Raw genomic sequence first — 22,183 nt, 5'->3', positions numbered from 1 at the left:
GAATCGGTCATTGCTTGGTATCGCCGAGGGAAATCTTTGCCTGCCGTTCCATCCAGCCGCCGGCACCGTTCGGGACCAGCTCGACCAGGTCGATGTGATCCTCGGCGATGCCGATGATGCGACCGTAGTTCTGGCCGATGTAGTTGCCGACACGAATGCGATGGACTACTCCATCGGGATCCCGGAGCAATCCTTCCATGCTCTTGGATGACCCGAGTGTTCCCGACATCTTGAGCCCATCCAGCGGGAACGATTCCAGGGCTTCGCGCGGTCGGTTCTGGTCCGGATGCGGTCCGCTGCTGTTGGCCTGGTCCTGCTCTTCCAGACTCAGTCCGAACGGATCACGCAGATCCTGATCCTTGTACAGGAACGCCTCGAAGGTCTTGATGACGGGCAGTGGCGCCAACGGCGCACCCTTCTTCGCCTTTTCGCGCGCGACCCATTGCTGCGGTGACTCGCCCTGGCTGCAACCGACCAGCGCAACTACCGCAAGAATGCCCGCCATGCGCAACGGGAATGTGATCACCTTGCTCATCTCATTCCCCTCCCGCCTTGGCCTTCGCCGCCGGTCTGGCCGGCGCGGCCTTGCCGGCCTTTGCGGCTGCGGCAGCCGCAGCATTCGCCTGCTCTTCGTCGTCCAGGTAGCGATAGGTCTTTACCGTGCCTTCAAGCAGCAGCTGACCGGCAGGAGCGCTCTTGCCTGCCTCGGCTCCCGCAGGCTTCAACGACACGTCATGCATCGTGAGGATCACTACGCGCGGCAGCGATGCGACATTGCTGATGAACGTGCCGAACTGGTGATAGGTACCGAGCATCTTCAGCGCGATGGGCTTCTCGGCATAGAAGTCCTTCATGACCTCTCCGCCGGGCTGGAACAGTTGCGTCTCGATTCCGGCACTGAGCGCGGCCTGCGTGATGTTGTTCAGCAGGTCGGGCATCTCGGTACGACTCGGCAGCTGCCGCAGCATCGTCTGCAGCATCTCTTCCATGTCCGCCAGCTGCTTGCGATAGGCCTCGAGATTGACGACCTTGCCCTGCTTGTCGGCGAACTCCTTCTTCAGCGTGAGTTCCTTTGCCTGCACGTTCGTGAGTTCGTCCTGCTGGCCGCGGATGACGAACCACCAGCCGGCAAGAAGGATCACGGCAACGATGAGTGCGGCGAAGAAGAACTTTACGCCCTTCGACCAACCGCCGATGTTGTTGCGGTCCAGATTTCTCAGATCGTCGAGGAAGCTCATTTCTTCTCCCCCGTCGTGGCCGGAGCTGCTGGCATCTTGGTATCGGCAGGCGCCTTCACGCCGCCCGCCGATTCATCGCCCGCCGCCTTTGGCGATTGCGCCTTGGCGGCATCGGTCTGATCACCCTTCTGATCGTCCTTTGTCGCCTCGGCTTTCTTCGCCTCGTCAGGCTTGTGCAGCTTGACTTCCAAGGAGAACTGATAGGGCATCTTCTTGTCGGCTTCCTTGACTCCGGCCTTGTTCTCGATCTTGCTGAGGTCCGTGCGACCCATCCAGGGCGAATTGTCGATGTTGCGCATGTAGCTGGCGACGCGCGAGTTCGATTCCGCGGTGCCCTCGAGCGTCAGCGTGTCGCCCGCCTGTTTCATCGTGGAGAGGCGCGCACCATCCGGAATCGTCTTCACCATCTCGTCGAACAGATGGACCATCTGCGAGCGGTTGGACTGAAGTTGCTCGATGATTTCCTTGCGCGTCAGCAACTGGGAGCGGCGCTTGTCCAGTTCCTTGATTTCCTCGATCTTCTTGTCCAGTGCCGTGATCTCCTGCTGCAGGTAGGCGTTGTCCGCCTCCTGCGAGCTGATCAGGTGACTCATCCAGGACATCGCGGCGAGAAATGCGAGGATCGCGCCCGCGGCCGCGACCGCGAGCATCATGTAGAACTCGCGCTCACGCAGCTTGCGCCGTTCGGCTCGCCAAGGCAGGAGGTTGATGTTGGCCATCAGTCGAAGCTCCTGAGCGCGAGCCCGCAGGCAATCATCAGCGCGGGCGCATCCTGGGCGAGCGTTTGCGCCTGGACGCGACCGGAGAGCGACATGTCGGCGAGCGGGTTGGCGACGATGCACGGCACGCCGAGGTGCTCCTCGACCATGTCGGCGATTCCCGGAATCGAAGCACAGCCGCCAGCGAGCACGACCTGGTCGACGCGGCTGTATTCGCTGCCGGCGAAGAAGAACTGCAACAGGCGACTGATCTGCTGGACCATCGCTTCCTTGAAAGGCTCCAGCACTTCGGTCTCGTACGATTCGGGCAAGCCGCCCTGGCGCTTGGCCAGCCCGGCTTCCTCATAGCTGAGGCCATAGCGGCGCATCACCTCGTCGGTGAGCTGCTTGCCGCCGAAGACCTGCTCGCGCGAATAGATCGTGCGCTGATTCTTGAGGACGATCAGGGTGGTCATGGTGGCGCCGACGTCGACGACCGCGACCACCGCGTCCTTCGGCACCGACAACTGGTCCGAGATCAGCTTGAACGCGTTCTCCATCGCGAACGCTTCGACGTCCATGACCTTGGCGCCGAGGCCGCCCAGATCGAGCGCGGCGATGCGCAGGTCGACGTTCTCGGTGCGCGAGGCAGCGAGCAGGACGTTGACCATGTCCGGATTGTCCTTGATCGGACCGAGCACCTCGAAGTCGAGACTGACTTCCTCGATCGGATACGGGATGTACTGGTTCGCCTCGACCTGGATCTGGGCTTCCATGTCCTCGTCGGACAGGTCGCCCGGCATCGGGATCACCTTGGTGATCACGGCCGATCCCGCGACGGCGGCGGCGGCGAACTTCGTGCGGGTCCCCGAGCGGTTGAAGGCGCGGCGAATCGCTTCGCCCACGGCTTCGACCTCGACGATGTTCTTTTCAACCACCGCATTCGGCGGCAATGGCTCGACCGCGTAGTGCTCCACGCGATAACGACCACCGACCTGGGCCAGCTGGAGCAGCTTGACCGCGGTGGAGCTGATGTCGACGCCGATCAGCGGCGGCGCTTTAGGTGTGAACAGGCCCACACTTTTTCCCCTTCCCACGCGCCCTTACGAGCGAAAGATGCGCCGTTACATTAAATACGATGATTAACGGTTTTTCAACAGCTGTCCAGTACCTGTGTCAAAATTCAGGCAAGACAGTGGCTTATCGGTGATTTTCCCCGCTGTCCCTGCCCGGACACCTGTCCGCAGCGACAGCATACGCTCTATACTCCGACACTTACCGCACATACTTTGACTAGCATCACAAGTCTCGCCGCATGACGATCTTTCTCCGCCTCCTGCGCTATGCGCTGTATCTGGCGCTGGCCGGTGTCCTCCTCGGCGGACTCGCGATCGGCACCGCCTACTGGCTCATCGCGCCCGGTCTTCCATCGGTCGAAACCCTCAAGGACGTGCGCCTGCAGGTACCGCTGCGCATCGATTCCGCCGATGGCAAGCTGATCGCGACGTTCGGCGAGACCAAACGCACGCCGGTGCGCATCGAAAACGTCCCCGAACAACTGAAGCAGGCGTTCCTCGCCGCCGAGGACGCGGATTTCTACAACCACCGCGGAATCGACCTGGGTGGCATCCTGCGTGCGGTGTGGCTGACCGTCACCACCGGCAGCAAGCACGTAGCCGGCGGCAGCACGATCACGCAGCAGGTCGCGCGCATGTTCTTCCTGAGTTCGGAAGTCAGCTACACGCGCAAGCTGTCGGAGATCTTCCTCGCGTTCCGCATCGAGAATGCGCTGAGCAAGGACGAGATCCTCGAGCTCTACCTCAACAAGAGCTTCTTCGGTCATCGCTCCTACGGCGTGGCCGCCGCGGCGGAGTTCTACTACGGCAAGTCGCTTGCCCAGCTCAGCCTGGCCGAGTGCGCGATGCTCGCGTCGATTCCGAAATTCCCGTCGACCGGCAATCCGCTGAGCCGTCCGCAACGCGCACGCGAGCGCCGCGCGTACGTGCTCGGCCGCATGCTCGACAACCACTTCATCGGCAAGGCCGACTACGACCTCGCGATGGGCGAGTCGGACAGCGCGCAACCGCATGAGGCGCCGGTCGAAATCGATGCGCCGTATTTCGCCGAGCTGGTTCGCCTCGAAGCGATCGAACGCCTCGGCAACAACGCGCTCACCGACGGGTATCGCGTCCGCACGACGCTCGATTCCACCTTGCAGGAAGCGGCCGAGAGCGCGTTGCGCAACGGCCTGATCAACTACGACCAGCGCCATGGCTGGCGCGGTGCGGAGGGGCATGTCGAGCTGGCGGCGGACAGCGGGCCGCAGGCGTGGGCGGAAAAGCTGGACGACTACCGCACCATCGGCGGACTGACGCCCGCCCTCGTTACCGCCAGCGACAAGCAGTCTGCGACGCTGTATCTCGCCGACGGCCAGAACACGACGCTGGAGCTGGCCAGCCTCGCCTGGGCGCGACCGCATATCGACGAGGATCGCCGCGGCGCCGTGCCGAAGTCGGTCGCCGACGTGCTCAAGCGCGGCGACATCGTGCGCGTTGCGCGCGACGACGTAGGCGCCTGGAAGTTGTCGCAATTGCCGGGCGCCGAAGCCGCGCTGGTCGCGCTGGACCCGCAGGATGGCGCCGTCCGCAGCCTCGTCGGCGGCTTCAGCTTCCAGCGCAGCAAGTTCAATCGCGCGACGCAGAGCGCGCGCCAGCCGGGCTCGGGTTTCAAGCCGTTCCTGTACTCGGCCTCGTTCGAACACGGCTTCACGCCGGCCTCCGTCCTCAACGACGCGCCCGTGCAGTTTCCCGACCCGTCCAAGCCGGACGGCGTATGGACGCCGAAGAACGACGACGACACGTTCCAGGGGCCGATCCGCCTGCGCGAAGCACTGGTGAAGTCGGTGAATCTCGTCTCGGTGCGCCTGCTCGACGCGATCGGCGTGCGCTATGCGCGCGAGTACATCACCCGCTTCGGCCTCACCCCCGACCAGATCCCCGAGAACCTGTCGATGGCGCTCGGCACCGCCGCGGTCGCGCCGATCGCGATGGCACGCGGCTATGCGGTGTTCGCCAACGGCGGCTATCTCGTGGACCCGTACCTGATCAGCGCGATCGACGACCGCGACGGCAAGACCGTCTACCACGCCGATCCCGCCGTCGCCTGCAACCATTGCAGCGAGCACGCCGTCGCCGCGCCGAACACGCCCGCCGCGGACGACAAGACCGTCTCGCTCAATCCGCTCGGCGACGCGCATGCCGGCAGCGCCGGTGCCGCGACCGGCAGCACGCACGACGCACCGCGCGCGATCGACGCGCGCAACGCCTACCTCGTCACCTCGATGATGCGCGACGTGGTCAGGCGCGGCACCGGCGCCGCCGCGATGGTGCTCAAGCGCAATGACCTCGCCGGCAAGACCGGTTCGACCAACGACCATCGCGACGCCTGGTTCACCGGCTTCAACGCCAAGCTCGTCACGAGCTGCTGGGTTGGCCTCGATGATTTCGGCTCGCTCGGCCGGGGCGAGTTCGGCGCGAAGGCGGCCTTGCCGATCTGGATCGATTTCATGCGCGTCGCACTCAAGGACGTGCCGGAGCAGCCGTTCGACATGCCGCCCGGCATCGCACGCGTGCGCATCGACGCGGCCAGCGGCCTGCTCGCGGCGGCCGGCGATCCCGGCGCGATCCTCGAGGTGATGAAGACCGAGGATGCGACCCGCCTCGCTTCGCAGCCGCCCGCGACGGACGAGAGCAGCGAGCAACACGAAGCCTACGACGTGTTCTGATGCGCGGACGCGGCACCACCCAGGAGCTGCGTCGGCGCATCGCGATCGAGGCGGCGCGCCTGGTGAGCGAAGGCGGCCTGCGCGACTACCGCCACGCGAAGGAGAAGGCGGCCGCACGCCTCGGCATCTTCGACGAGAGCAGCCTGCCGAAGAACAGCGAGGTCGAGGACGCACTGCGCGAGCACCAGCGCCTGTTCCATGCCGACGACCAGCCGCGCACGCTGCGCCGCCTGCGCGAGGCCGCGCGCGAGGCACTGCGCTTCTTTGCACGCTTCGAACCGCGGCTCGTCGGCGCCGTGCTCGATGGCACCGCGGACGTACACTCCGCCGTCTGCCTGCACCTGTACACCGACCAGCCGAACGACGTGCTCGCCCAGTTGCAGGAGCGCAGGATCGCCTACGAAGAGGTGTCGCGGCGCGTGCGCGTCGATCGCGTGACGACGCGCGACTATCCCGCGCTGCGTTTCAGCGCGGGCGACGCGCCGATCGACGTGACCGTGCTGCCGTACGACCTGCTGCGCCAGGCCCCGCTCGATCGCGTCGGCGAGCGCCCGATGCAGCGCGCGAGCCTTGCCGCACTCGATTCGCTGCTGCACGACTCCGCGCGCGACTGACCACGCCCGATCCTCCACAACGACGGAGAACCCTTCGACTCCGGCCTTGCGGCCTGCTCAGGGCGAACGGGTCCTGCGTCGAGCTTGCGAGGGGTGAACGGTTTCACTGCGGCGCCACCGCATCGCGCGCGGGCCCGGGCGCGATGCAGCGAATCCGTCGATTGCCGACGGATCCATCATCTTCCCTATGCCCCGCTCCCTCAGCGCTTGCCGAGCGCGACGAAATCGCGCTGCGCGGAACCGGTGTAGATCTGGCGCGGACGACCAATTTTGGTCTCCGCGTCATTGTGCTGTTCGAGCCAATGCGCGACCCAGCCGGCGGTGCGCGCGATCGCGAACATCACGGTGAACATCTCGGTCGGGATCTTCAGCGCCTTGTAGATGATGCCGGAATAGAAATCGACGTTGGGATACAGCTTGCGCTCGACGAAGTACGAATCCTTCAACGCGGCCTGCTCGAGTTCCATCGCAACATCGAGCAACGGATCGCTGACGTTGAGGTCCTGCAACACCTTGTGGCACATCTCGCGGATGATCGTCGCGCGCGGGTCGAAGTTCTTGTAGACGCGATGGCCGAAGCCCATCAGGCGGAAGCCCGAGTTCTTGTCCTTCGCCTTCTCGACCGCCTTGCCGACGTTCTTCGCGTCGCCGATCTCGCCGAGCATCTTCAGCACCGCCTCGTTCGCGCCGCCGTGCGCCGGGCCCCACAGCGCGGCGATGCCGGCGGCGACGCACGCGTAAGGATTCGCGCCGGTCGAACCGACCAGGCGCACGGTCGAGGTCGATGCGTTCTGCTCATGGTCGGCATGCAGGATGAACAGCAGGTCGAGCGCCTTCGCCGCGACCGGATTGAGATCGAGCGGCTCGCTCGGCACCTCGAACATCATGTGCAGGAAGCGCGTGACGTAGTCGAGGTTGTTGCGCGGATAGCGGATCGGCCAGCCGATCGAATAGCGGTAAGCGGCCGCCGCGATCGTCGGCATCTTGGCGATCAGGCGGATCGCCGCGAGGCGACGCTGCTCGGGGTCGTTGAGGTCAAGCGTGTCGTGGTAGAACGCCGACAACGAGGCGATCGAGGCGCACAGCATTGCCATCGGATGCGCGTCGTAGTGGAAGCCGTGCAGGAAGTTCTTCAGCGCCTCGTGCATCATCGTGTGATGCGTGATCTCGTGCTCGAATGCGGCGTTCTGCGCCGCATTCGGCAACTCGCCGTTGATCAGCAGGTAGGCGACCTCGAGGAAGTTCGACTGCTTGGCGAGCTGGTCGATGGGATAGCCGCGGTAGAGCAGCACGCCGGCGTCGCCATCGATGAAGGTGACCGCGCTGCGCGTCGCCGCGGTCGACATGAAGCCCGGATCGAACGTGAAGTAACCGGTTTCCTTGTTGAGCTTGCCGATGTCGAAAGCCGGATCGCCGAGCGTGCCGGTGACGACCGGCAGCGCGGTACTCTTGTTCGTCACGGAATCGGTGATCTGGACGGTCTTGTTGTCTGGCACGACGCGGCTCCTTCTGGCGCTGCGGCGCGCGATGCGCCTGGTAATCCGGCGCCACGCGCTGCACGGTTGGAATGCAATGGGCGACCGCGATACTGGACCGCGATCAACACACGATTATTGCATGGCGCCCATGGCGTCGGTACGCCTGCGCACGGTCAGACACCGTCTGCGTACGCGGCGGATTGCAGGAAACACGAACGCCGGCTCGAGGCCGGCGTCGGGTTCGGGTCCGTGGAGGCGGATCCTGCAGGGGATGGATTCGGCTCGGCGTCGAGTACACGCGCGAGCCGGAACAAGGTCGGGCGACCTTACTTCGTGTAGCGGCGCTTGAACTTGTCGATGCGACCCGCGGTGTCGACGACCTTCTGCTTGCCGGTGAAGAACGGGTGCGAATGGCTGGAGATTTCCACCTTGATCAGCGGATATTCCTGGCCATCTTCCCACTTGATCGATTCCTTGCTCGACATCGTCGACTTCGTCAGGAACGAGAAGTCGCTGGAGATGTCCTGGAACACGACCGGCTTGTAGGTCGGATGAATGTCGGCTTTCATGGGCTGGCTCCGCGGTACGGCCGCGATAAAAGAGCGGTAGTTTAGCCGGCGCGGCGCCGAACGCGCAAGTCACCGGCACGAAAAAGCCCTGATTCGGCCGTCAGCGCCCCGACTCAGGCGGCCCCGAGCGCCCCGGCGACCAGCGTCTCGAAGCGCATCTGGTCGACCTCCAGCACGATCCGAGCGTTCGCCGGGCGGCCCATGCGGAGGTCCCAGTCGACCACGGTCGCGCCGCGGGTCAGGCCGCCGGAAAGCTCGATGCCGACGTGGCGGCGTTCCGCGCGCCGGACCATGTCCGGCTCCAGTGCGACCGCCATCGCCAGCGCATCGGCGGCGATCATGCCGTGGCCGCGCGCGGCGTTGAATGCGCGCGCCTTGCGCGAAATCGCCGTGTAGAAGCGCGCACGCGCGTCGCCGGCCGCGAGCAGTCCATCGAATCGGGCGAGCGGCATCGCGTGCCGCACGCACGCCTCCCAGTCGATCAGGTCGAATTCCGGCCAGCACGAGAACACGACGTGCGCGGCCTCCGGATCGAAGCCGATGTTGAACTCCACCGGCGCGAGGTGGATGTTGCCGCGCCCGCTCACCGCGCCGCCCATGACCACCAGGCGCGCGAAGCGCGACGGCAGCTGCGGGTCGAGTCGCAGCGCGAGCGCGAGGTTCGTCAGCGGCGCGAGCGCGACCAGGGTCAGCTCGCCCGCATGCTCGCGCCCCATGCGCACGATCGCCGCCGCGGCGTGTTCATTCTCGGCCGCGCGCGACGGCGCAAGGTACGCGGTGTCGCCGAAACCGTCCTCGCCATGCACGAAACCCGCGCCCGGCGCCGGCAGCACCAGCGGAGAGGGACAACCGGAGTAGACCGGAATGTCCGCGCCGATCATCTCGACCAGCTTCAGTGCATTGCGCTCGGTGTGCACGAGACCGACATTGCCGGCGGCGATGCACAGGCCTTCGATGCGCGCGTGCTCGTGCGCCATCAGGATCGCCAGCGCGTCGTCGACGCCCGGATCGGTATCGATCAACAGTCTCGTCATGCCCCTTCCCCATGCTTCAAGCGCCGGCGTAGCGTGCCGCGCCGCCGATCCAGCGCGCGATCAATCGTTCGGCGAGTGGCGCATGATCGCGCATCATCGCCTCGCCGACACGCTGCACCGACGGCAGCAGGTGCGCATCGCGCGCGAGGTCGGCGACGCGGAATTCGAGCTGGCCGGTCTGGCGCGTGCCGAGCAGTTCGCCCGGGCCGCGCAACTCGAGGTCCTTTTCGGCGATGCGGAAGCCGTCGCTGGTTTCGCGCATCGCTTCGAGGCGCGCCCGCGCCATCTGCGACAGCGGCCCCTGGTACAGCAGCACGCAGCTCGATGCCGCACTGCCGCGCCCTACCCGGCCGCGCAACTGGTGCAGCTGCGCGAGACCGAGCCGCTCGGCGTTCTCGATCACCATCAGGCTCGCGTTCGGCACGTCGACGCCGACTTCGATCACGGTCGTCGCGACCAGCACGCGGAGCGCGCCGGCCTTGAACGCGTCCATCGCCGCCTGTTTTTCCTTCGGCCTGAGGCGACCGTGCACGAGGCCGATCGCGACGCCTGGCAGGGCGGCAGTCAGCTCCGCATGCGCGACCTCGGCCGCCTGCGCTTCCAGCTGGTCGGATTCTTCGATAAGCGTGCAAACCCAGTACGCCTGGCGCCCCTCGGCACAGGCCGCACGGATGCGCTCGATCACCTCGGCGCGCCGCGCGGACGAGATCGCGACTGTCTGTACCGGCGTGCGTCCCGGCGGCAGTTCGTCGATCACCGACACATCGAGGTCCGCGTAAGCGGTCATCGCGAGCGTGCGCGGGATCGGCGTCGCGGTCAGCACGAGCTGGTGCGGAACCACGTCACCGCTGCGACCCTTGTCGCGCAACGCGAGGCGCTGGTGCACGCCGAAGCGGTGCTGCTCGTCGATGATCGCGAGACCAAGGCGACGGAACGCTACGCCCTCCTGCATCAATGCATGCGTGCCGATCACGATCGGCGCGCCGTCGGCGACCGCGGCGAGTGCAGCACTGCGCGCCTTGCCGAGCACCTTGCCGGCGAGCCACACCGGCTCGATGCCGAGCGGCTGCAGCCAGCTGCGGAAGCTGTTCCAGTGCTGCTCGGCGAGCAGTTCGGTCGGCGCGACGAGCGCAACCTGCGCTTTCGCCTCGACCGCGGCGAGCGCGGCAAGCGCGGCGACGACGGTCTTGCCCGAACCAACGTCGCCCTGCACCAGCCGCAGCATCGGCACGGGCCGCGCCAGATCGCGCTCGATCTCCGCACCGACGCGCGCCTGCGCGGCGGTCAGCGCGTACGGCAACTGCGCGCGCAACGCCGCGCGCAGCCTGCCGTCGCCGCCGAGCGCAGGCGCCGCGTGCCGCCGCACTTCGGCACGCAGGCGCTTCAGGCTGAGGTGATGGGTCAGCAGTTCCTCGAAGGCGAGGCGCTGCTGCGCCGGATGGCGCGCACCGAGCAGGGCGCCGATGTCGGCATCGGCGGGAGGCCGATGCACGGTCAACAAGGCCTCGCGCAACGAGCACAGCTGCAGCGGTTGGCGCAGCGCATCGGGCACGAGTTCGAGCGATGCATCCGAAGGCAGCCGCTCGAGCGCGCGAGCGATCACGCCGGCGAGGCGCTTCTGGCCGAGTCCTTCGGTGCTCGGATACACCGGCGTCAGGCATTCCTCGGCGAGGACCGGCGCGTCGCCGACGATGCGCCGGTATTCCGGATGCACCATCTCCGGGCCGTGCGTTCCATGCCGCACTTCGCCATGGCAGACGATGCGCGTGCCCGGCACGAACTGCTCCGCCTGCGCGCGGTTGAAATGGAAGAAGCGCAAGGTCAATGTCGCCTGCGAGGCGTCGACCAGCGCGACGCGCAACTGCGGCCGATAGCGGAAACCGCGCTCGACCGCATCGACGATCCCTTCGACCTGCGCGCTCGCGCCGACGCGCAACTCGCGGATCGGCGTGATGCGCGTTCGATCCTCGTAGCGCAACGGCAAGTGGAACCACAGGTCCTGCACGCGCGCGAGGCCGAGTCGCTCAAGCGTCTGCGCCAGCGCGGGCCCGACCCCGGCAAGCGTCGTCAGCGGTGCGAGGCCGGCATCGGCGGGGGCTGTGACTGGCGGGCGAGCGGGACGGGGCATCCGGCGATCACCGTCATCCCCGCGAACGCGGGGACCCAGCGACTTCAAATCGATGAACGTGCCCCATGTTCAGCCGGCAAGCACCATCACCGCATCGATCTCGACGCGCGCACCGCGCGGCAACGCGGACACCTCGATCGTCGAGCGCGCCGGATACGGTTGCGTGCACGATTCGGCCATGACCGCGTTGACCGCGGCGAAGTCACCGAGGTCGACGAGGTAGATGCCGACACGCGCCAGATCCGCGAGCGAACCACCGGCGGCCGCGCAGACCGCGGCGAGGTTCGCGAACACGCGTCGCGTCTGCGCCGTGATGTCGCCGCCGACCAGTTCGCCGGTGGCCGGATCGAGCGGAATCTGCCCGGACAGGTACACGGTGTTGCCGACCCTCACGGCCTGCGAATACGGCCCGATCGCCTTCGGCGCGTTGTCGGTGTGGATGATCGTGCGGGACATGGGGCACCGGCTGATGGAATTGGAACAAGCATAGCAAGGAAGAGCGCATCGCCTCGCTGGCAGGGGACGGTACTTCGCCCGTGTCGCCGGCGAGCGCGCCACGTGCAAGGCCACGGGTCAGCACGAAGCTGATCCACATGTCGACGCGTCTCAGTGCGCAGCCGATTTCGGCGGACCGTCGAGCGCTTCGAGCGTTGCCTGCAGCGGTCCCTCGGTTGCACGCAGGCGTGCCGCAACCGCCTCCGCACCCTCCATCGCGCGCAGCAGGTTCGCCCCCGCGAGCCGGGCGAGGTCCGCATCGCTCCAGCCGCGGCGCGCGAGTTCGGCGAACAGCGCCGGGTACTTGTCGACGCCGTCGAGGCCGGTCGGCGCCTCGGGAATGCCGTCGAAATCCGAACCGATGCCGACATGGTCGACGCCGGCGACATCGCGGATGTGCTGCACGTGGTCGGCGACGTCGGCGACGCCGACAACCGGCGCCGGATGCGCGGCCTTCCATTGCGCGAGCGCCGCCTGCGCGCGCTCGGGGTCGCCGATGTACAGGCCCCCGAATGGCGGGCTGTCGAGGCGCGCTTTCTCCGCCGCGAGGTCCGCGTCCCAGCGGCGGCGCGCCTCGGATACGTAGCCCGGCGCGAAGTTGACCATGACGACGCCACCGTTGGCGGCGACCAGTCGCAACACGTCATCGGATACGTCGCGCGGATGGTCGACCAGCGCGCGCGCGGACGAATGCGAAAAGATCACCGGTGCGCGCGCCACTTCAAGGGCGGCACGCATCGCCGTTTCGGACACGTGGCTGAGGTCGACCAGCATGCCGATGCGATTCATCTCGCGTACGACCGCCTTGCCGAACGGCGTCAAGCCGTGATGCACGGGCGCGTCGGTGGCCGAATCCGCCCATGCGGTGTTCGAGGAATGGGTCAATGTCATGTAGCGCGCGCCGAGGTCGTAGTACTGGCGCAGTACCGCGAGCGAATCGTTGATCTGGTGGCCGCCCTCGACGCCGATCAGCGACGCGATGCGGCCTTCGCGCTGCGCGCGTCGGATGTCGGCGACCGAATACGCCATCGCGAAATCGCGCGGCCAATGCGCCGCGACCGCCTTGACCAGGTCGATCTGTTCGAGCGTCGTCTGCACCGCCGCCGGCCCGGTGATCGTCACCGGGATCCACACCGACCAGAACTGCGCGCCGACGTGCCCGGCGCGCAGGCGCGGGATATCGGTCATCAGCGCCGGCTCGCCGGCAGGCGGCACGATATGTGATGTGTCCGTCGCCAGATCGATCTTCGACAGGTCGCCGCCGAAACGGCCCCGGAGCACCTCCGGCAGGTCGTTGTGGCCGTCGATGACCGGCGTCCTCGCGAGCACGGCTTCGACGCGGGCGACGACAGGGTCGGATGCGCCGTTCGCCGAAGCGACGCCCGGCGCGACCATCGACATGCAGGAAAGCAGAAGGATCGCGCGGCGCATCGCATGCTCCCTTTGGTGAGCAGCGATCATAAGCGCAAACGTCGCGGGCCCGCCGCGTGCGGGCGATCAGACCGGATGACGCCGGACCGCGGTGACGACCTGCAGGCGACGCACGCGCCGCATCACGTCGGCGAGGTGCTTGCGGTTCTTCACCTCGATCGTGAACAGCATCGTCGCGGTGGTGAGGTCGCGTTCCTTGTACTCGACGTTCTCGATGTTCGAGCCCGCCTCCGCGATGCCGGCGGCGACCTGGGCGAGCACGCCCGGGCGATTGGACACCTCGATGCGCAACTCGACCTTGTAGTCGCCCTGCACGCGCGCGTCCCACGCGATCCCGATGCAACGCTCCGGCGTCTTGCGCAGCTCGGGCACGTTCGGGCACTCGATGCGATGCACGACAATGCCCTTGCCGGCCGACAGATAGCCCATGATCTCGTCGCCGGGCAGCGGATGGCAGCAGTTGCCGAAGCTGAGCACGCCGCGCTCGCTGCCGTTGATGAGGATCTTCTCGGTGCTGCCGCGCCGCGCGACGTGCGGATGTTCGCCCTGCGCGGCGAGCAGCGCCTGCGCAGTGGTCTCCGCGGCCCGGTTGCCGAGCGCGATATCGCTGAGCAGTTCCTCCAGCCGCTTGTACTTCTGCTCGCCGAGATACTTCTCGAGCGCCGCGTGCGGGATCGCCTCCAGCGAGGCATCCAGCGCGCTGAACGCGCGGTCGAGCATGCGGTGGCCGAACTCGACCGCGTCCTCGTGCTGCAGGCGTTTGAGGTGGTGGCGGATCGCGGTGCGTGCGCGCCCCGAGACGACCCACTCCAGCCACTGCGGGCTCGGCGCCGCCGATGGCGCCGTCACGATCTCGACTGTCTGTCCGCTCGCCAGCGGCGTGCGCAATGGCGCCAGGCGCTTGTCGACGCGCGCGGCAACCGCGTGGTCGCCAACGTCCGTGTGCACGAAATAAGCGAAGTCGAGCGCGGTCGCATTGCGCGGCAGGGCGAGGATCTGTCCCTTCGGGCTGAACAGGTAGACCTCATCCGGGAACAGGTCGACCTTGACGTTCTCGATGAATTCCAGCGACGAGGACATGTCGGTCTGGCGGTCGACCAGGTTCGACAACCACTCGCGCGCCCTCGATTGCGCGCTGTTCGCCGGAGTCGCGTCGGTCTTGTAGGCCCAGTGGGCGGCGACGCCGCGCTCGGCGATCGCGTCCATTTCCTCGGTGCGGATCTGGATCTCGATCGGCGCGCCGAACGGTCCGAACAGGACCGTGTGCAACGACTGGTAGCCGTTCGCCTTGGGGATCGCGATGAAATCGCGGAAGCGTCCGTCCAGCGGCTTGTACAGCGCGTGCACCGCGCCGAGCGCGTGGTAGCAGTGCGGCACGCTGTCGACGACGACGCGGAAACCGTACACGTCCATCACCTGCGCGAACGACTTGTGCTCGCTGCGCATCTTCGAATAGATGCTGTACGGCGACTTGATGCGACTGACGATCCGGTGCGCGAGGTGTTCCGCCGCGAGGCGGGTGCTGACCGTGTCCTCGATGCGCGCCATCGCCTCGCGCCGATTGCCGAGCACGGCACGGATGCGTTCGGCGATGACCCGGTGGCGGTCCGGATACAGGCTGCGGAAACCGAGATCCTGCAACTCGGACTTGAAGCGGTTCATGCCGAGGCGCTGCGCGATCGGCGCGTAGATCTCCAGCGTCTCGCGCGCGATGCGCCGGCGTGAATCGACTTCCATCGCGCCGAGCGTGCGCATGTTGTGCAGGCGGTCGGCGAGCTTTATCAGGATCACGCGCAGGTCGCGCGCCATCGCCAGCAGCATCTTGCGAAAGCTCTCGGCGGCGGCTTCCTGGCGGCTGCGGAAGCGCACCTTGTCGAGCTTGGTCACGCCGTCGACGAGGGCCATCACCGGCTGGCCGAACTCGGCGGTGATCTGCGCGGAGGTCAGCGCCGTGTCTTCCAGCGTGTCGTGCAGGATCGCGGCGATGATCGTCTCGGCATCCATGCCGAGTTCGGCGAGGATGCCGGCGACCGCGACCGGATGGGTGATGTAGGGTTCGCCGCTCTTGCGCGTCTGGCCGGCATGGGCGAGCGCGCCCATCTCGTAGGCGCGGCGGACACGCGCTACCTGCTCGGGCGGCAGGTAGGACGACAATTGCTGTTCGAGCACCCGCATGTCGGCGGGCGGACCATCCGCTCCGGGCGCCTGCGCGCGCATGGACGTGGTCGTGACCATGGCGCCGGCGCGGCCGTCAGGCCGCTCCGTCGGGTTGATGCCGCGGGCAGCCCGGCTGCATCAAATATCGTCGCCGCCCTTGCTGAGGTCGTCATCGACTTCGGCAGCGGCCCATTCGAGCGCCTCGCGCTCCTTGCGCTCGCGCTCCTGGCGATCGATCTCGTCGATCATGGTCTGGTCGACCTTCCGATCGGCGATTTCGCGCAACGCCAGCACGGTCGGCTTGTCGTTGTGGCCCTCGACCGCGGCCGAAGCGCCCTTGGCGAGCTGGCGCGCGCGCTTCGTCGCCATCAGTACGAGCTCGAAGCGGTTGTCGACCACCTCAAGGCAATCTTCCACGGTGATCCGTGCCATTGCGAACACTCCGGTAAAATTGAAGCCAATTCATGGCTTTACGATCGGTCATTGTAGCGCCACAAAATGCTGCGGTGCAATCGGTGCTGAACAGCCCGCCAATCTTCGCCCGCGACGGGGTGCATGACGGGCCCGAATTCGCGTAGCCTTGCGGATGTGGAAAGGAATACCCACGTGCTGCGGACCCGTGCGCCCGCGCCATCGAGACCACTGATGTCCCTGATCCCGACCCCTGCCTCCGTGCGCGCGGTCCTGCTGAGTGCGTGCGTCGTACTCGCCGCGGGCTGCACCATCGCCAAGCCTCGCACCGACGATCCGTGGGAGCATTTCAACCGCAAGATGTACGCGTTCAACGACGCCGCCGACAAGGCGGTGATCCGGCCGACCGCGGTCGCATACCGCAAGATCACCACCGCGGACATGCGCCGCATCGTCGCGAACTTCTTCGCGAACATCCGCATGCCGATCACGATCGTCAACGACATCCTGCAGGTGGAGCCGCGCCTGGCGCTGCGCAATACCGGCCGTTTCGCGATCAACACGACGCTCGGTTTCGCCGGCCTGTTCGATCCCGCCAGCAAGTTGCACATGCCGCTGCAGGAAACCGACTTCGGCGTGACCCTGGCCAAGTGGGGGCTGCCGGAAGGCCCGTATCTGGTGCTGCCGCTGGTCGGTTCGACCTCGGCACGCGACTTCTGGCGCCTGCCCGCGGACCACTACCTCGACCCGCTCGGCTGGTATGCGGACCACCGCGACCTCGCCCTGAATGCCGAGCAGGTCCCGAGCATGGTGTACCTGGTGACCCTGCGTGCGCGCGGACTCGACGCCGAAGGCCTGCTCGATGGCGTCTACGATCCGTACGTGTTCTACCGCGACGCCTACCGCCAACGCCGCCTGTACGACATCTACGACGGCCAGCCGCCGGCCGAGGTGATCGAGCAGTTGCAGGGCACCGGCGACGTCGACGTCGACCAACTGCTCGACGAGCAGCGTGCCTTCGAGAAGAAGGACGGCGACAAGTAGGCCACTCCGCGCAACCCGGCTTTTCCGTTCGCCGAGATCGCGAAGTCCGTCGACGTTTCGACTCCGCCGCCTGCGGCCGCCGTGCTCGCTCGACGCAAACGGAGTTTGCCGGGGCGGGAGCAGGCGGACGCTCCGCTACGACAGGCCGAGCAGGCCCTCGGCAGCGCACAGGCGCGCAAGTGCAGACAGCTCGGCTGGCGCCGCGACGAGGCGCAGGCGTCGTCCGCTCGCCTGCATGCGCGCCGCCCACTCCAGCAGCACGGCGAGAGTCGCACTGTCGACGCTCTCCAACGCTCCGACATCGGCGACGATCTCGGCGGAACCGTCCGTTGCCAGTTCGCGCCAGCGGTCGGCCGCCGCGGCGGCCTCATGGAACCCGAGGCAGCCGCTGACACGCGCACGGGTCGCGTCGATGCGTTCGATGCGCAAGGCGCCCATCAGCCCTTCTGGTCCTTCTCCATCGACTGCAAAACCTTCTCGCCCTGGGTTTCCAGGCGAGTGGTCAATGCGTCGAGGCTGGATTTCTCGATCTCGGCGCCGACCTGGTTGCGGTAGTTCGTGATGTACGAAATGCCCTCGATGATCACGTCGTAGGCTTTCCAGTCGCCTTCCTTGGTCTTGCGGAACGCGTAGTCCACCGCCAGCGTCTTGCCGTCGTCGAGCACGACCTCGGTGCGCACGATGGAGCGCTTGTCGCTGAGCTCGCCCTTGCTCGGCAGCACGCGCACGCGACCCTTGGTGTAGTTCAGCAGGCCCTCGGCGTAGCGATGCGCGATCGAGTTGTAGAACGCCTTGGCGAAGCGCGCGCGTTGTTCCGGGGTCGAACTGCGCGCGAACTTGCCGAGCACGAGGATCGACGCGTAGTCGATGTCGAAGCGCGGCAGCAGGATGCCGTCGATGACCTTGATCAGCTTCTCGTGGTCGCTTTTCAGTTCGTCCTGATGGCCTTCGATCGCCTTGCCGAGGTCGTCGGCGATGCCCTGCACCACCGTGTCGGGCGTCGCGCCATCGGCATGCGCCGGGCGAATGGAAGCCACACCGAGAATGCAGGCGAAGGCGAGGCCGAGGATACGCACGAGCATGGGCAACTCCTGGAATTTCAATGCACGATTCATCGAAAGGGCTTAATCAGTGCGCGGGTTCGGTCGCGGGCGCCGGCTTTTCTTCCGGCGCCGCCGATCCGTTCGCGGGCTTGGACGGGGACCCGTTGACGAGGAATTTCCCGATCAGGTCTTCCAGTTGCATCGAAGACTGGGTCAGCACGAACTCGCCACCGTCCTTGAACATGTCCGGCGAACCGCCGGGCTGCAGGCCAACGTACTGGTCACCGAGTAAACCGCTGGTGAATATCGCGGCGGAGGAATCATCCGGAATCTCGGCATAGTGCTTGTCGATCGAGATGCTCACGATCGCGTCGAGCTTGGCCGGATCGAGCGCGATCGATTCGACCGAGCCGATGCGCACACCCGCCATCTTCACCGGCGCGCGCAGCTTGAGCTGGCCGATGTTGGTGAAGCGCGCCTTCAGCAGATAGCTGTCGCCCTGGTGGAAATTCGCCACCGACGTGGTCTGCGTTGCGAGATAGGCCAGCGCGGCGAACCCGAGCAGGATGAACAGGCCGGTGCCGATCTGGTAGGAACGTCGTTGCTGGGTCATCTGTAGCGTCCTGTTGGTACCTGTAGGAGCGGCTTCAGCCGCGATCCTTTGCAACCAGTGCGAAAGCCGAAGCATCTCGCTGAACCCGCCCCTACATCAGGAATGCGGTCATCACGAAATCGAGTGCGAGCACGACGATCGAGGAAAACACCACCGTGCGCGTGGTCGCGTAGGCGACGCCTTCGCTGGTCGGCGGCGTGGTGTAGCCCTGGAACACCGCGATCAGCGACACCACGGCACCGAACGCGACGCTCTTCCAGACGCCATTGACCACGTCCTTCCAGACGTCGACGCTGGAAGTCATGTTCGACCAGAACGTTCCGTTGTCGAGGCCGAGCCAGCTGACACCGACCAGGTGCGCGCCGAAGATGCCCATGGCGTTGAACACGCAGGCGAGTAGCGGCATCGCGACGATGCCGGCGAGGAAGCGCGGAGCGGCGACATAGGCCAGCGGGTCGACCGCCATCATCTCCATCGCCGCGATCTGGTCGGTCGCGCGCATCAGCCCGATCTCGGCGGTGATCGAGGTGCCGGCGCGCCCGGCGAACAACAGCGCGGTCACGACCGGGCCGAGTTCGCGGTAGAGCGAGAGCGACACCACCGTGCCGAGCGCCGCGGTGCCGCCAAAGATCGACAGCACGTAGTACAGCTGCAGCCCGAGCACCATGCCGACGAACAGGCCGCAGGTCATGATGATGACGAGGCTCATTGCGCCGGTGAACCAGACCTGGCGCACCGTCTCGCGAAAGTGGCGCAGGCTCTTCGGGACCGCAGCGAGAACCTGCAGCAGGAACAGACCGCAGGCACCGACCTGCGCGATGGAATCGGCAATCATCGACGATGGCTTGCGTACTGCATTCATGCGGCACCTGCCGGCTGCACGGCGGGGAAGCCGAGATCGGTTGCGTAATCGCGCGCCGGATACTGGAACGGCACCGGCCCGTCCGCTTCGCCACCGAAGAACTGTTTCGTCCACGCCGAGTCGGCGTGTTCGAGCTCGGCCGGCGTGCCACTGGCGACGCGCTTGCCGCCGGCGATGAGATGCACGAGATCGGCCGCTCGCGCGACCGCGGCGAATTCGTGCGCGACGAGGATGCTGGTGATGCCGAGCGTGTCGTTGAGCGTGCGGATCAATTTCAGCACCTGGTTCAGCGCGATCGGGTCGAGGCCGACGAATGGCTCGTCGTAGAGGATCAGCATAGGGTCGCGCACGATCGCCCGCGCCAGCGCGACGCGGCGCGACATGCCGCCGGAGAGCTCGCTCGGCATCAACTCGGCCGCGCCGCGCAGGCCGACCGCCTGCAACTTGGTCAGCACGATGTTGCGCACGATCGGCTCGGGCAGCTTCAGGTGCTGGCGCAGCGGGAATGCGACGTTCTCGAATACGCTGAAGTCGGTCAGCAAGGCCGAGTTCTGGAACAGGTAGCCGATCTTCTCGCGCAGGTCGAACAACGCGTTGCGCGACAGCGCCGGCACGTCGTGGCCGGCAACGCGTATCGTGCCGGCGTCCGGCATCAACTGGCCCGTGATGTGGCGCAGCAAGGTCGTCTTGCCAGTGCCGCTCGGCCCCATGATCGCGGTGACCTTGCCGCGCGGGATGTCGAGATCGAGGCCGTCGAAGATGGTCTTGCCGCCGAGCACCGTGCGCACGCCGCGCACCTGCACCAGCGCGCTGTCGGCTTGCGGAGTCTTGGCGGGGTCGTCGGTCACGGGCTGGCTCGTTTCGGGAATGGCCGCGCGGTCCGCAGCGGCGCGCTACCTTAGCCGATGCCCCCGCACGCGACCAGTTGCGCCGCGCGCCGCGTTCAATCCGCCTTCAGCAGATCCGCGAGCAGCGCCGCGTGGCGGTTCGCCTGTGCTTCGCGGCGCAAGCGCTGGCAGGCGACGATCGCGCGCAGGTCGCCGAGCGCATCGGCGAACTGGTCGTTGACGACGATGTAGTCGAAGTCGCCGGCATGCGAAATCTCGACGCGCGAATCCGCCAGCCGCCGCGCGATCGCGGCTGCATCGTCCGATGCGCGGGAGCGCAGCCGGCGCTCGAGTTCGGCGCGCGACGGCGGCAGGATGAACACGCTCACGCTGCCGGGACAGGCCGCGCGCACCTGGCGCGCGCCCTGCCAGTCGATCTCGAGCAGGACGTCGCGCCCTTGCGCGAGCAACGGTTCGACCGCCGTGCGCGCGGTGCCCTTGTAGTCGCCATGCACGTTCGCGTACTCGTAGAACATGCCCGCCGCGGCCATCCGCTCGAACACCTCACGCGAGACGAAGTGGTAGTGCTTGCCGTCGACCTCGCCCGGACGCGGCAATCTCGATGTGTACGATACCGAAAGGCTGATCGTCGACTCGCGTTCGAGCAACGCGTTGACGAGGCTTGTCTTGCCAGCGCCGGACGGTGCCGCGACGATGTACAGGACCCCGCTCATTCGAGGTTCTGCACCTGTTCGCGCATCTGCTCGATCAGAACCTTGAGTTCGACCGCCGCATTGGTCGTGCGCGGATCGGCCGCCTTCGAGCCGAGCGTGTTCGCCTCGCGGTTGAATTCCTGCATCAGGAAATCGAGCCGGCGCCCGACCGCTTCCTTCAGGCCGAACACGCGGCGCGCCTCGCCGATGTGCGCGCTGAGGCGATCGAGTTCCTCGTCGACGTCCAGGCGCTGCAACTGCAGCACGACTTCCTGCTCGATCCGTCCCGGCTCGAGCGGCTGCTTGAGTTCGGCCAGGCGCGTGTCGAAGCGCGCGCGCATCGCGGCGCGCACTTCCGGCATGTGGCCGCGCACTTCGGCGACGATGCGTTCGATGCCGTCGAGGCGTTCACGCAGGAAACCGCCGAGGCGTTCGCCTTCGCGCGCTCGCGCCGCGACCATCTCGTCGAGGGTGGTGTCGAGCAGGGCGAGCGCGGACTGGCGCAGCGACTCCTGGTCGGTGCCCTGGTCGCGCAGCACGCCCGGCCAGCCGAGGAGGGAGGCGAAGTCGACGTGCAGTTGCGGAAATTTCGCCGCCAGCATCTGCGCGGTGTCGGCGAGGCGCGCGACCAGGTCCTCGTCGACCGCGATCTCGGCTGCGGACGCCGCAAGCGGCTTCCAGCGCAGGCCGAGGTCGACCTTGCCGCGCGCGAGCTTCGCCGCGACGCGCTCGCGCATCGCGGTCTCCAGTACGCGCAATTCGTCCGGCAGGCGCAGGCCGAGTTCGAGGTAGCGGTGGTTGACCGAGCGCAGCTCGATCGCCAGCGAACCATGGCCGGTGTCGGCTTCGGCACTGGCAAAGGCAGTCATGCTGCGCAGCATGGCGGTGCTCCACGGAACGGGCCGCGGAGTATGCCATGCGCGGGCTGAGGACCGAGCGCCGAGGGCTGGGACCGAGGCACGCGCCAACCGGCGCGCCGCGAACCTGGCGTCGCGTTTGTGTCAGCCGCGCCGTCCGAAGATCCGTTCGCCCTGAGCGCATGCC

General features: G+C 66.7%; 22 protein-coding genes. 3 read left to right on the top strand and 19 right to left on the bottom strand.

Annotation, left to right across the window (positions count from 1 at the left end):
* Positions 1-7: 7 nt before the first annotated feature.
* Genes ACILRJ_RS15425 through ACILRJ_RS15410 form a run of 4 tightly spaced genes read right to left on the bottom strand, consistent with a single transcriptional unit; the run spans position 8 to position 3,015 of the window.
* Complete coding sequence (locus ACILRJ_RS15425; protein ID WP_395684090.1) at positions 8-535, bottom strand: pilus assembly protein PilP; 528 nt, start codon at positions 533-535, stop codon at positions 8-10.
* Position 536: 1 nt separating this feature from the next.
* Positions 537-1,238, bottom strand: a complete 702-nt coding sequence (locus ACILRJ_RS15420) for a type 4a pilus biogenesis protein PilO (protein ID WP_395684089.1) — start codon at positions 1,236-1,238, stop codon at positions 537-539.
* Positions 1,235-1,957 (bottom strand): PilN domain-containing protein, encoded by a 723-nt coding sequence (locus ACILRJ_RS15415; protein ID WP_395684088.1) that lies wholly within the window; start codon positions 1,955-1,957, stop codon positions 1,235-1,237. The genes ACILRJ_RS15420 and ACILRJ_RS15415 overlap by 4 nt, the downstream gene beginning before the upstream one ends.
* Positions 1,957-3,015 carry a pilus assembly protein PilM gene (locus tag ACILRJ_RS15410; RefSeq protein WP_395684087.1) on the bottom strand — a complete coding sequence of 353 codons (1,059 nt, stop codon included), beginning with the start codon at positions 3,013-3,015 and terminating at the stop codon, positions 1,957-1,959. The genes ACILRJ_RS15415 and ACILRJ_RS15410 overlap by 1 nt, the downstream gene beginning before the upstream one ends.
* A 236-nt stretch (positions 3,016-3,251) precedes the next feature.
* Between ACILRJ_RS15410 and ACILRJ_RS15405 the strand changes: the two genes are divergently transcribed.
* Together ACILRJ_RS15405 and ACILRJ_RS15400 are read left to right on the top strand one after the other, a co-directional pair.
* A complete protein-coding gene (locus ACILRJ_RS15405; protein ID WP_395684086.1) occupies positions 3,252-5,720 on the top strand; it encodes a penicillin-binding protein 1A in 2,469 nt (822 codons plus the stop codon).
* Positions 5,720-6,334 (top strand): hypothetical protein, encoded by a 615-nt coding sequence (locus ACILRJ_RS15400; RefSeq protein WP_395684085.1) that lies wholly within the window; start codon positions 5,720-5,722, stop codon positions 6,332-6,334. Before ACILRJ_RS15405 ends, ACILRJ_RS15400 begins: the two co-directional genes overlap by 1 nt.
* Before the next feature lie 200 nt (positions 6,335-6,534).
* Here ACILRJ_RS15400 and ACILRJ_RS15395 read toward each other — a convergent pair whose 3' ends face one another.
* The 8 genes from ACILRJ_RS15395 to rpoZ all read right to left on the bottom strand — a co-directional run bounded on the left by ACILRJ_RS15395 (position 6,535) and on the right by rpoZ (position 16,058).
* Positions 6,535-7,830 carry a citrate synthase gene (locus ACILRJ_RS15395; RefSeq protein WP_395684084.1) on the bottom strand — a complete coding sequence of 432 codons (1,296 nt, stop codon included), beginning with the start codon at positions 7,828-7,830 and terminating at the stop codon, positions 6,535-6,537.
* Positions 7,831-8,138: 308 nt separating this feature from the next.
* On the bottom strand, positions 8,139-8,381 hold the full coding sequence (locus tag ACILRJ_RS15390; RefSeq protein WP_395684083.1) for a type B 50S ribosomal protein L31: 243 nt from the start codon (positions 8,379-8,381) through the stop codon (positions 8,139-8,141).
* Between the two features lie 113 nt (positions 8,382-8,494).
* Positions 8,495-9,415 (bottom strand): nucleoside hydrolase, encoded by a 921-nt coding sequence (locus tag ACILRJ_RS15385; RefSeq protein ID WP_395684082.1) that lies wholly within the window; start codon positions 9,413-9,415, stop codon positions 8,495-8,497.
* Positions 9,416-9,431: 16 nt separating this feature from the next.
* Entirely contained in the window at positions 9,432-11,543 is a 2,112-nt protein-coding gene (recG, locus tag ACILRJ_RS15380) for an ATP-dependent DNA helicase RecG (protein ID WP_395684081.1), read from the bottom strand.
* 69 nt (positions 11,544-11,612) lie between these two features.
* Positions 11,613-11,999 (bottom strand): RidA family protein, encoded by a 387-nt coding sequence (locus ACILRJ_RS15375; protein WP_395684080.1) that lies wholly within the window; start codon positions 11,997-11,999, stop codon positions 11,613-11,615.
* Positions 12,000-12,149: 150 nt separating this feature from the next.
* Positions 12,150-13,469, bottom strand: a complete 1,320-nt coding sequence (locus ACILRJ_RS15370) for a dipeptidase (RefSeq protein ID WP_395684079.1) — start codon at positions 13,467-13,469, stop codon at positions 12,150-12,152.
* A 66-nt stretch (positions 13,470-13,535) separates the two neighbouring features.
* Positions 13,536-15,704 (bottom strand): RelA/SpoT family protein, encoded by a 2,169-nt coding sequence (locus tag ACILRJ_RS15365; protein WP_395684078.1) that lies wholly within the window; start codon positions 15,702-15,704, stop codon positions 13,536-13,538.
* 60 nt (positions 15,705-15,764) lie between these two features.
* Entirely contained in the window at positions 15,765-16,058 is a 294-nt protein-coding gene (rpoZ, locus tag ACILRJ_RS15360; protein ID WP_395684077.1) for a DNA-directed RNA polymerase subunit omega, read from the bottom strand.
* A gap of 213 nt (positions 16,059-16,271) precedes the next feature.
* Here rpoZ and ACILRJ_RS15355 point away from each other — a divergent pair, with 213 nt between their 5' ends.
* Positions 16,272-17,081 carry a VacJ family lipoprotein gene (locus tag ACILRJ_RS15355; RefSeq protein ID WP_395684076.1) on the top strand — a complete coding sequence of 270 codons (810 nt, stop codon included), beginning with the start codon at positions 16,272-16,274 and terminating at the stop codon, positions 17,079-17,081.
* A gap of 135 nt (positions 17,082-17,216) precedes the next feature.
* Here ACILRJ_RS15355 and ACILRJ_RS15350 read toward each other — a convergent pair whose 3' ends face one another.
* The 7 genes from ACILRJ_RS15350 to ACILRJ_RS15320 all read right to left on the bottom strand — a co-directional run bounded on the left by ACILRJ_RS15350 (position 17,217) and on the right by ACILRJ_RS15320 (position 22,020).
* Positions 17,217-17,519, bottom strand: coding sequence for a lipid asymmetry maintenance protein MlaB (locus ACILRJ_RS15350; protein ID WP_395684075.1), 303 nt, complete (start codon positions 17,517-17,519; stop codon positions 17,217-17,219).
* Positions 17,519-18,163, bottom strand: coding sequence for a phospholipid-binding protein MlaC (locus ACILRJ_RS15345; RefSeq protein WP_395684074.1), 645 nt, complete (start codon positions 18,161-18,163; stop codon positions 17,519-17,521). Before ACILRJ_RS15345 ends, ACILRJ_RS15350 begins: the two co-directional genes overlap by 1 nt.
* A 46-nt stretch (positions 18,164-18,209) precedes the next feature.
* Entirely contained in the window at positions 18,210-18,737 is a 528-nt protein-coding gene (gene mlaD / locus ACILRJ_RS15340) for an outer membrane lipid asymmetry maintenance protein MlaD (RefSeq protein WP_395684073.1), read from the bottom strand.
* Positions 18,738-18,828: 91 nt separating this feature from the next.
* Positions 18,829-19,599, bottom strand: coding sequence for a lipid asymmetry maintenance ABC transporter permease subunit MlaE (mlaE, locus tag ACILRJ_RS15335; protein ID WP_395684072.1), 771 nt, complete (start codon positions 19,597-19,599; stop codon positions 18,829-18,831).
* Complete coding sequence (locus ACILRJ_RS15330; RefSeq protein WP_395684071.1) at positions 19,596-20,447, bottom strand: ABC transporter ATP-binding protein; 852 nt, start codon at positions 20,445-20,447, stop codon at positions 19,596-19,598. The genes mlaE and ACILRJ_RS15330 overlap by 4 nt, the downstream gene beginning before the upstream one ends.
* A 95-nt stretch (positions 20,448-20,542) precedes the next feature.
* Positions 20,543-21,160 carry a guanylate kinase gene (gene gmk, locus ACILRJ_RS15325; protein ID WP_395684070.1) on the bottom strand — a complete coding sequence of 206 codons (618 nt, stop codon included), beginning with the start codon at positions 21,158-21,160 and terminating at the stop codon, positions 20,543-20,545.
* A complete protein-coding gene (locus ACILRJ_RS15320) occupies positions 21,157-22,020 on the bottom strand; it encodes a YicC/YloC family endoribonuclease (RefSeq protein WP_395684069.1) in 864 nt (287 codons plus the stop codon). Before ACILRJ_RS15320 ends, gmk begins: the two co-directional genes overlap by 4 nt.
* Positions 22,021-22,183 lie beyond the last annotated feature (163 nt).

The organism is Dokdonella sp. (assembly GCF_044227025.1).
GTDB lineage: Bacteria > Pseudomonadota > Gammaproteobacteria > Xanthomonadales > Rhodanobacteraceae > Dokdonella_A.
The sequence above is the reverse complement of the archived record's forward strand: the minus strand, read 5'-3'. Positions and strand labels throughout refer to the sequence as shown.

Coding starts and splice junctions, on each gene's coding strand:
- ACILRJ_RS15425 (WP_395684090.1), bottom strand. CDS start 535: ATGAGCAAGGTGATCACATTCCCGTTGCGCATGGCGGGCATTCTTGCG.
- ACILRJ_RS15420 (WP_395684089.1), bottom strand. CDS start 1,238: ATGAGCTTCCTCGACGATCTGAGAAATCTGGACCGCAACAACATCGGC.
- ACILRJ_RS15415 (WP_395684088.1), bottom strand. CDS start 1,957: ATGGCCAACATCAACCTCCTGCCTTGGCGAGCCGAACGGCGCAAGCTG.
- ACILRJ_RS15405 (WP_395684086.1), top strand. CDS start 3,252: ATGACGATCTTTCTCCGCCTCCTGCGCTATGCGCTGTATCTGGCGCTG.
- ACILRJ_RS15400 (WP_395684085.1), top strand. CDS start 5,720: ATGCGCGGACGCGGCACCACCCAGGAGCTGCGTCGGCGCATCGCGATC.
- ACILRJ_RS15390 (WP_395684083.1), bottom strand. CDS start 8,381: ATGAAAGCCGACATTCATCCGACCTACAAGCCGGTCGTGTTCCAGGAC.
- ACILRJ_RS15385 (WP_395684082.1), bottom strand. CDS start 9,415: ATGACGAGACTGTTGATCGATACCGATCCGGGCGTCGACGACGCGCTG.
- recG (WP_395684081.1), bottom strand. CDS start 11,543: ATGCCCCGTCCCGCTCGCCCGCCAGTCACAGCCCCCGCCGATGCCGGC.
- ACILRJ_RS15375 (WP_395684080.1), bottom strand. CDS start 11,999: ATGTCCCGCACGATCATCCACACCGACAACGCGCCGAAGGCGATCGGG.
- ACILRJ_RS15370 (WP_395684079.1), bottom strand. CDS start 13,469: ATGCGCCGCGCGATCCTTCTGCTTTCCTGCATGTCGATGGTCGCGCCG.
- ACILRJ_RS15365 (WP_395684078.1), bottom strand. CDS start 15,704: ATGGTCACGACCACGTCCATGCGCGCGCAGGCGCCCGGAGCGGATGGT.
- rpoZ (WP_395684077.1), bottom strand. CDS start 16,058: ATGGCACGGATCACCGTGGAAGATTGCCTTGAGGTGGTCGACAACCGC.
- ACILRJ_RS15355 (WP_395684076.1), top strand. CDS start 16,272: ATGTCCCTGATCCCGACCCCTGCCTCCGTGCGCGCGGTCCTGCTGAGT.
- ACILRJ_RS15350 (WP_395684075.1), bottom strand. CDS start 17,519: ATGGGCGCCTTGCGCATCGAACGCATCGACGCGACCCGTGCGCGTGTC.
- ACILRJ_RS15345 (WP_395684074.1), bottom strand. CDS start 18,163: ATGCTCGTGCGTATCCTCGGCCTCGCCTTCGCCTGCATTCTCGGTGTG.
- mlaD (WP_395684073.1), bottom strand. CDS start 18,737: ATGACCCAGCAACGACGTTCCTACCAGATCGGCACCGGCCTGTTCATC.
- mlaE (WP_395684072.1), bottom strand. CDS start 19,599: ATGAATGCAGTACGCAAGCCATCGTCGATGATTGCCGATTCCATCGCG.
- gmk (WP_395684070.1), bottom strand. CDS start 21,160: ATGAGCGGGGTCCTGTACATCGTCGCGGCACCGTCCGGCGCTGGCAAG.
- ACILRJ_RS15320 (WP_395684069.1), bottom strand. CDS start 22,020: ATGCTGCGCAGCATGACTGCCTTTGCCAGTGCCGAAGCCGACACCGGC.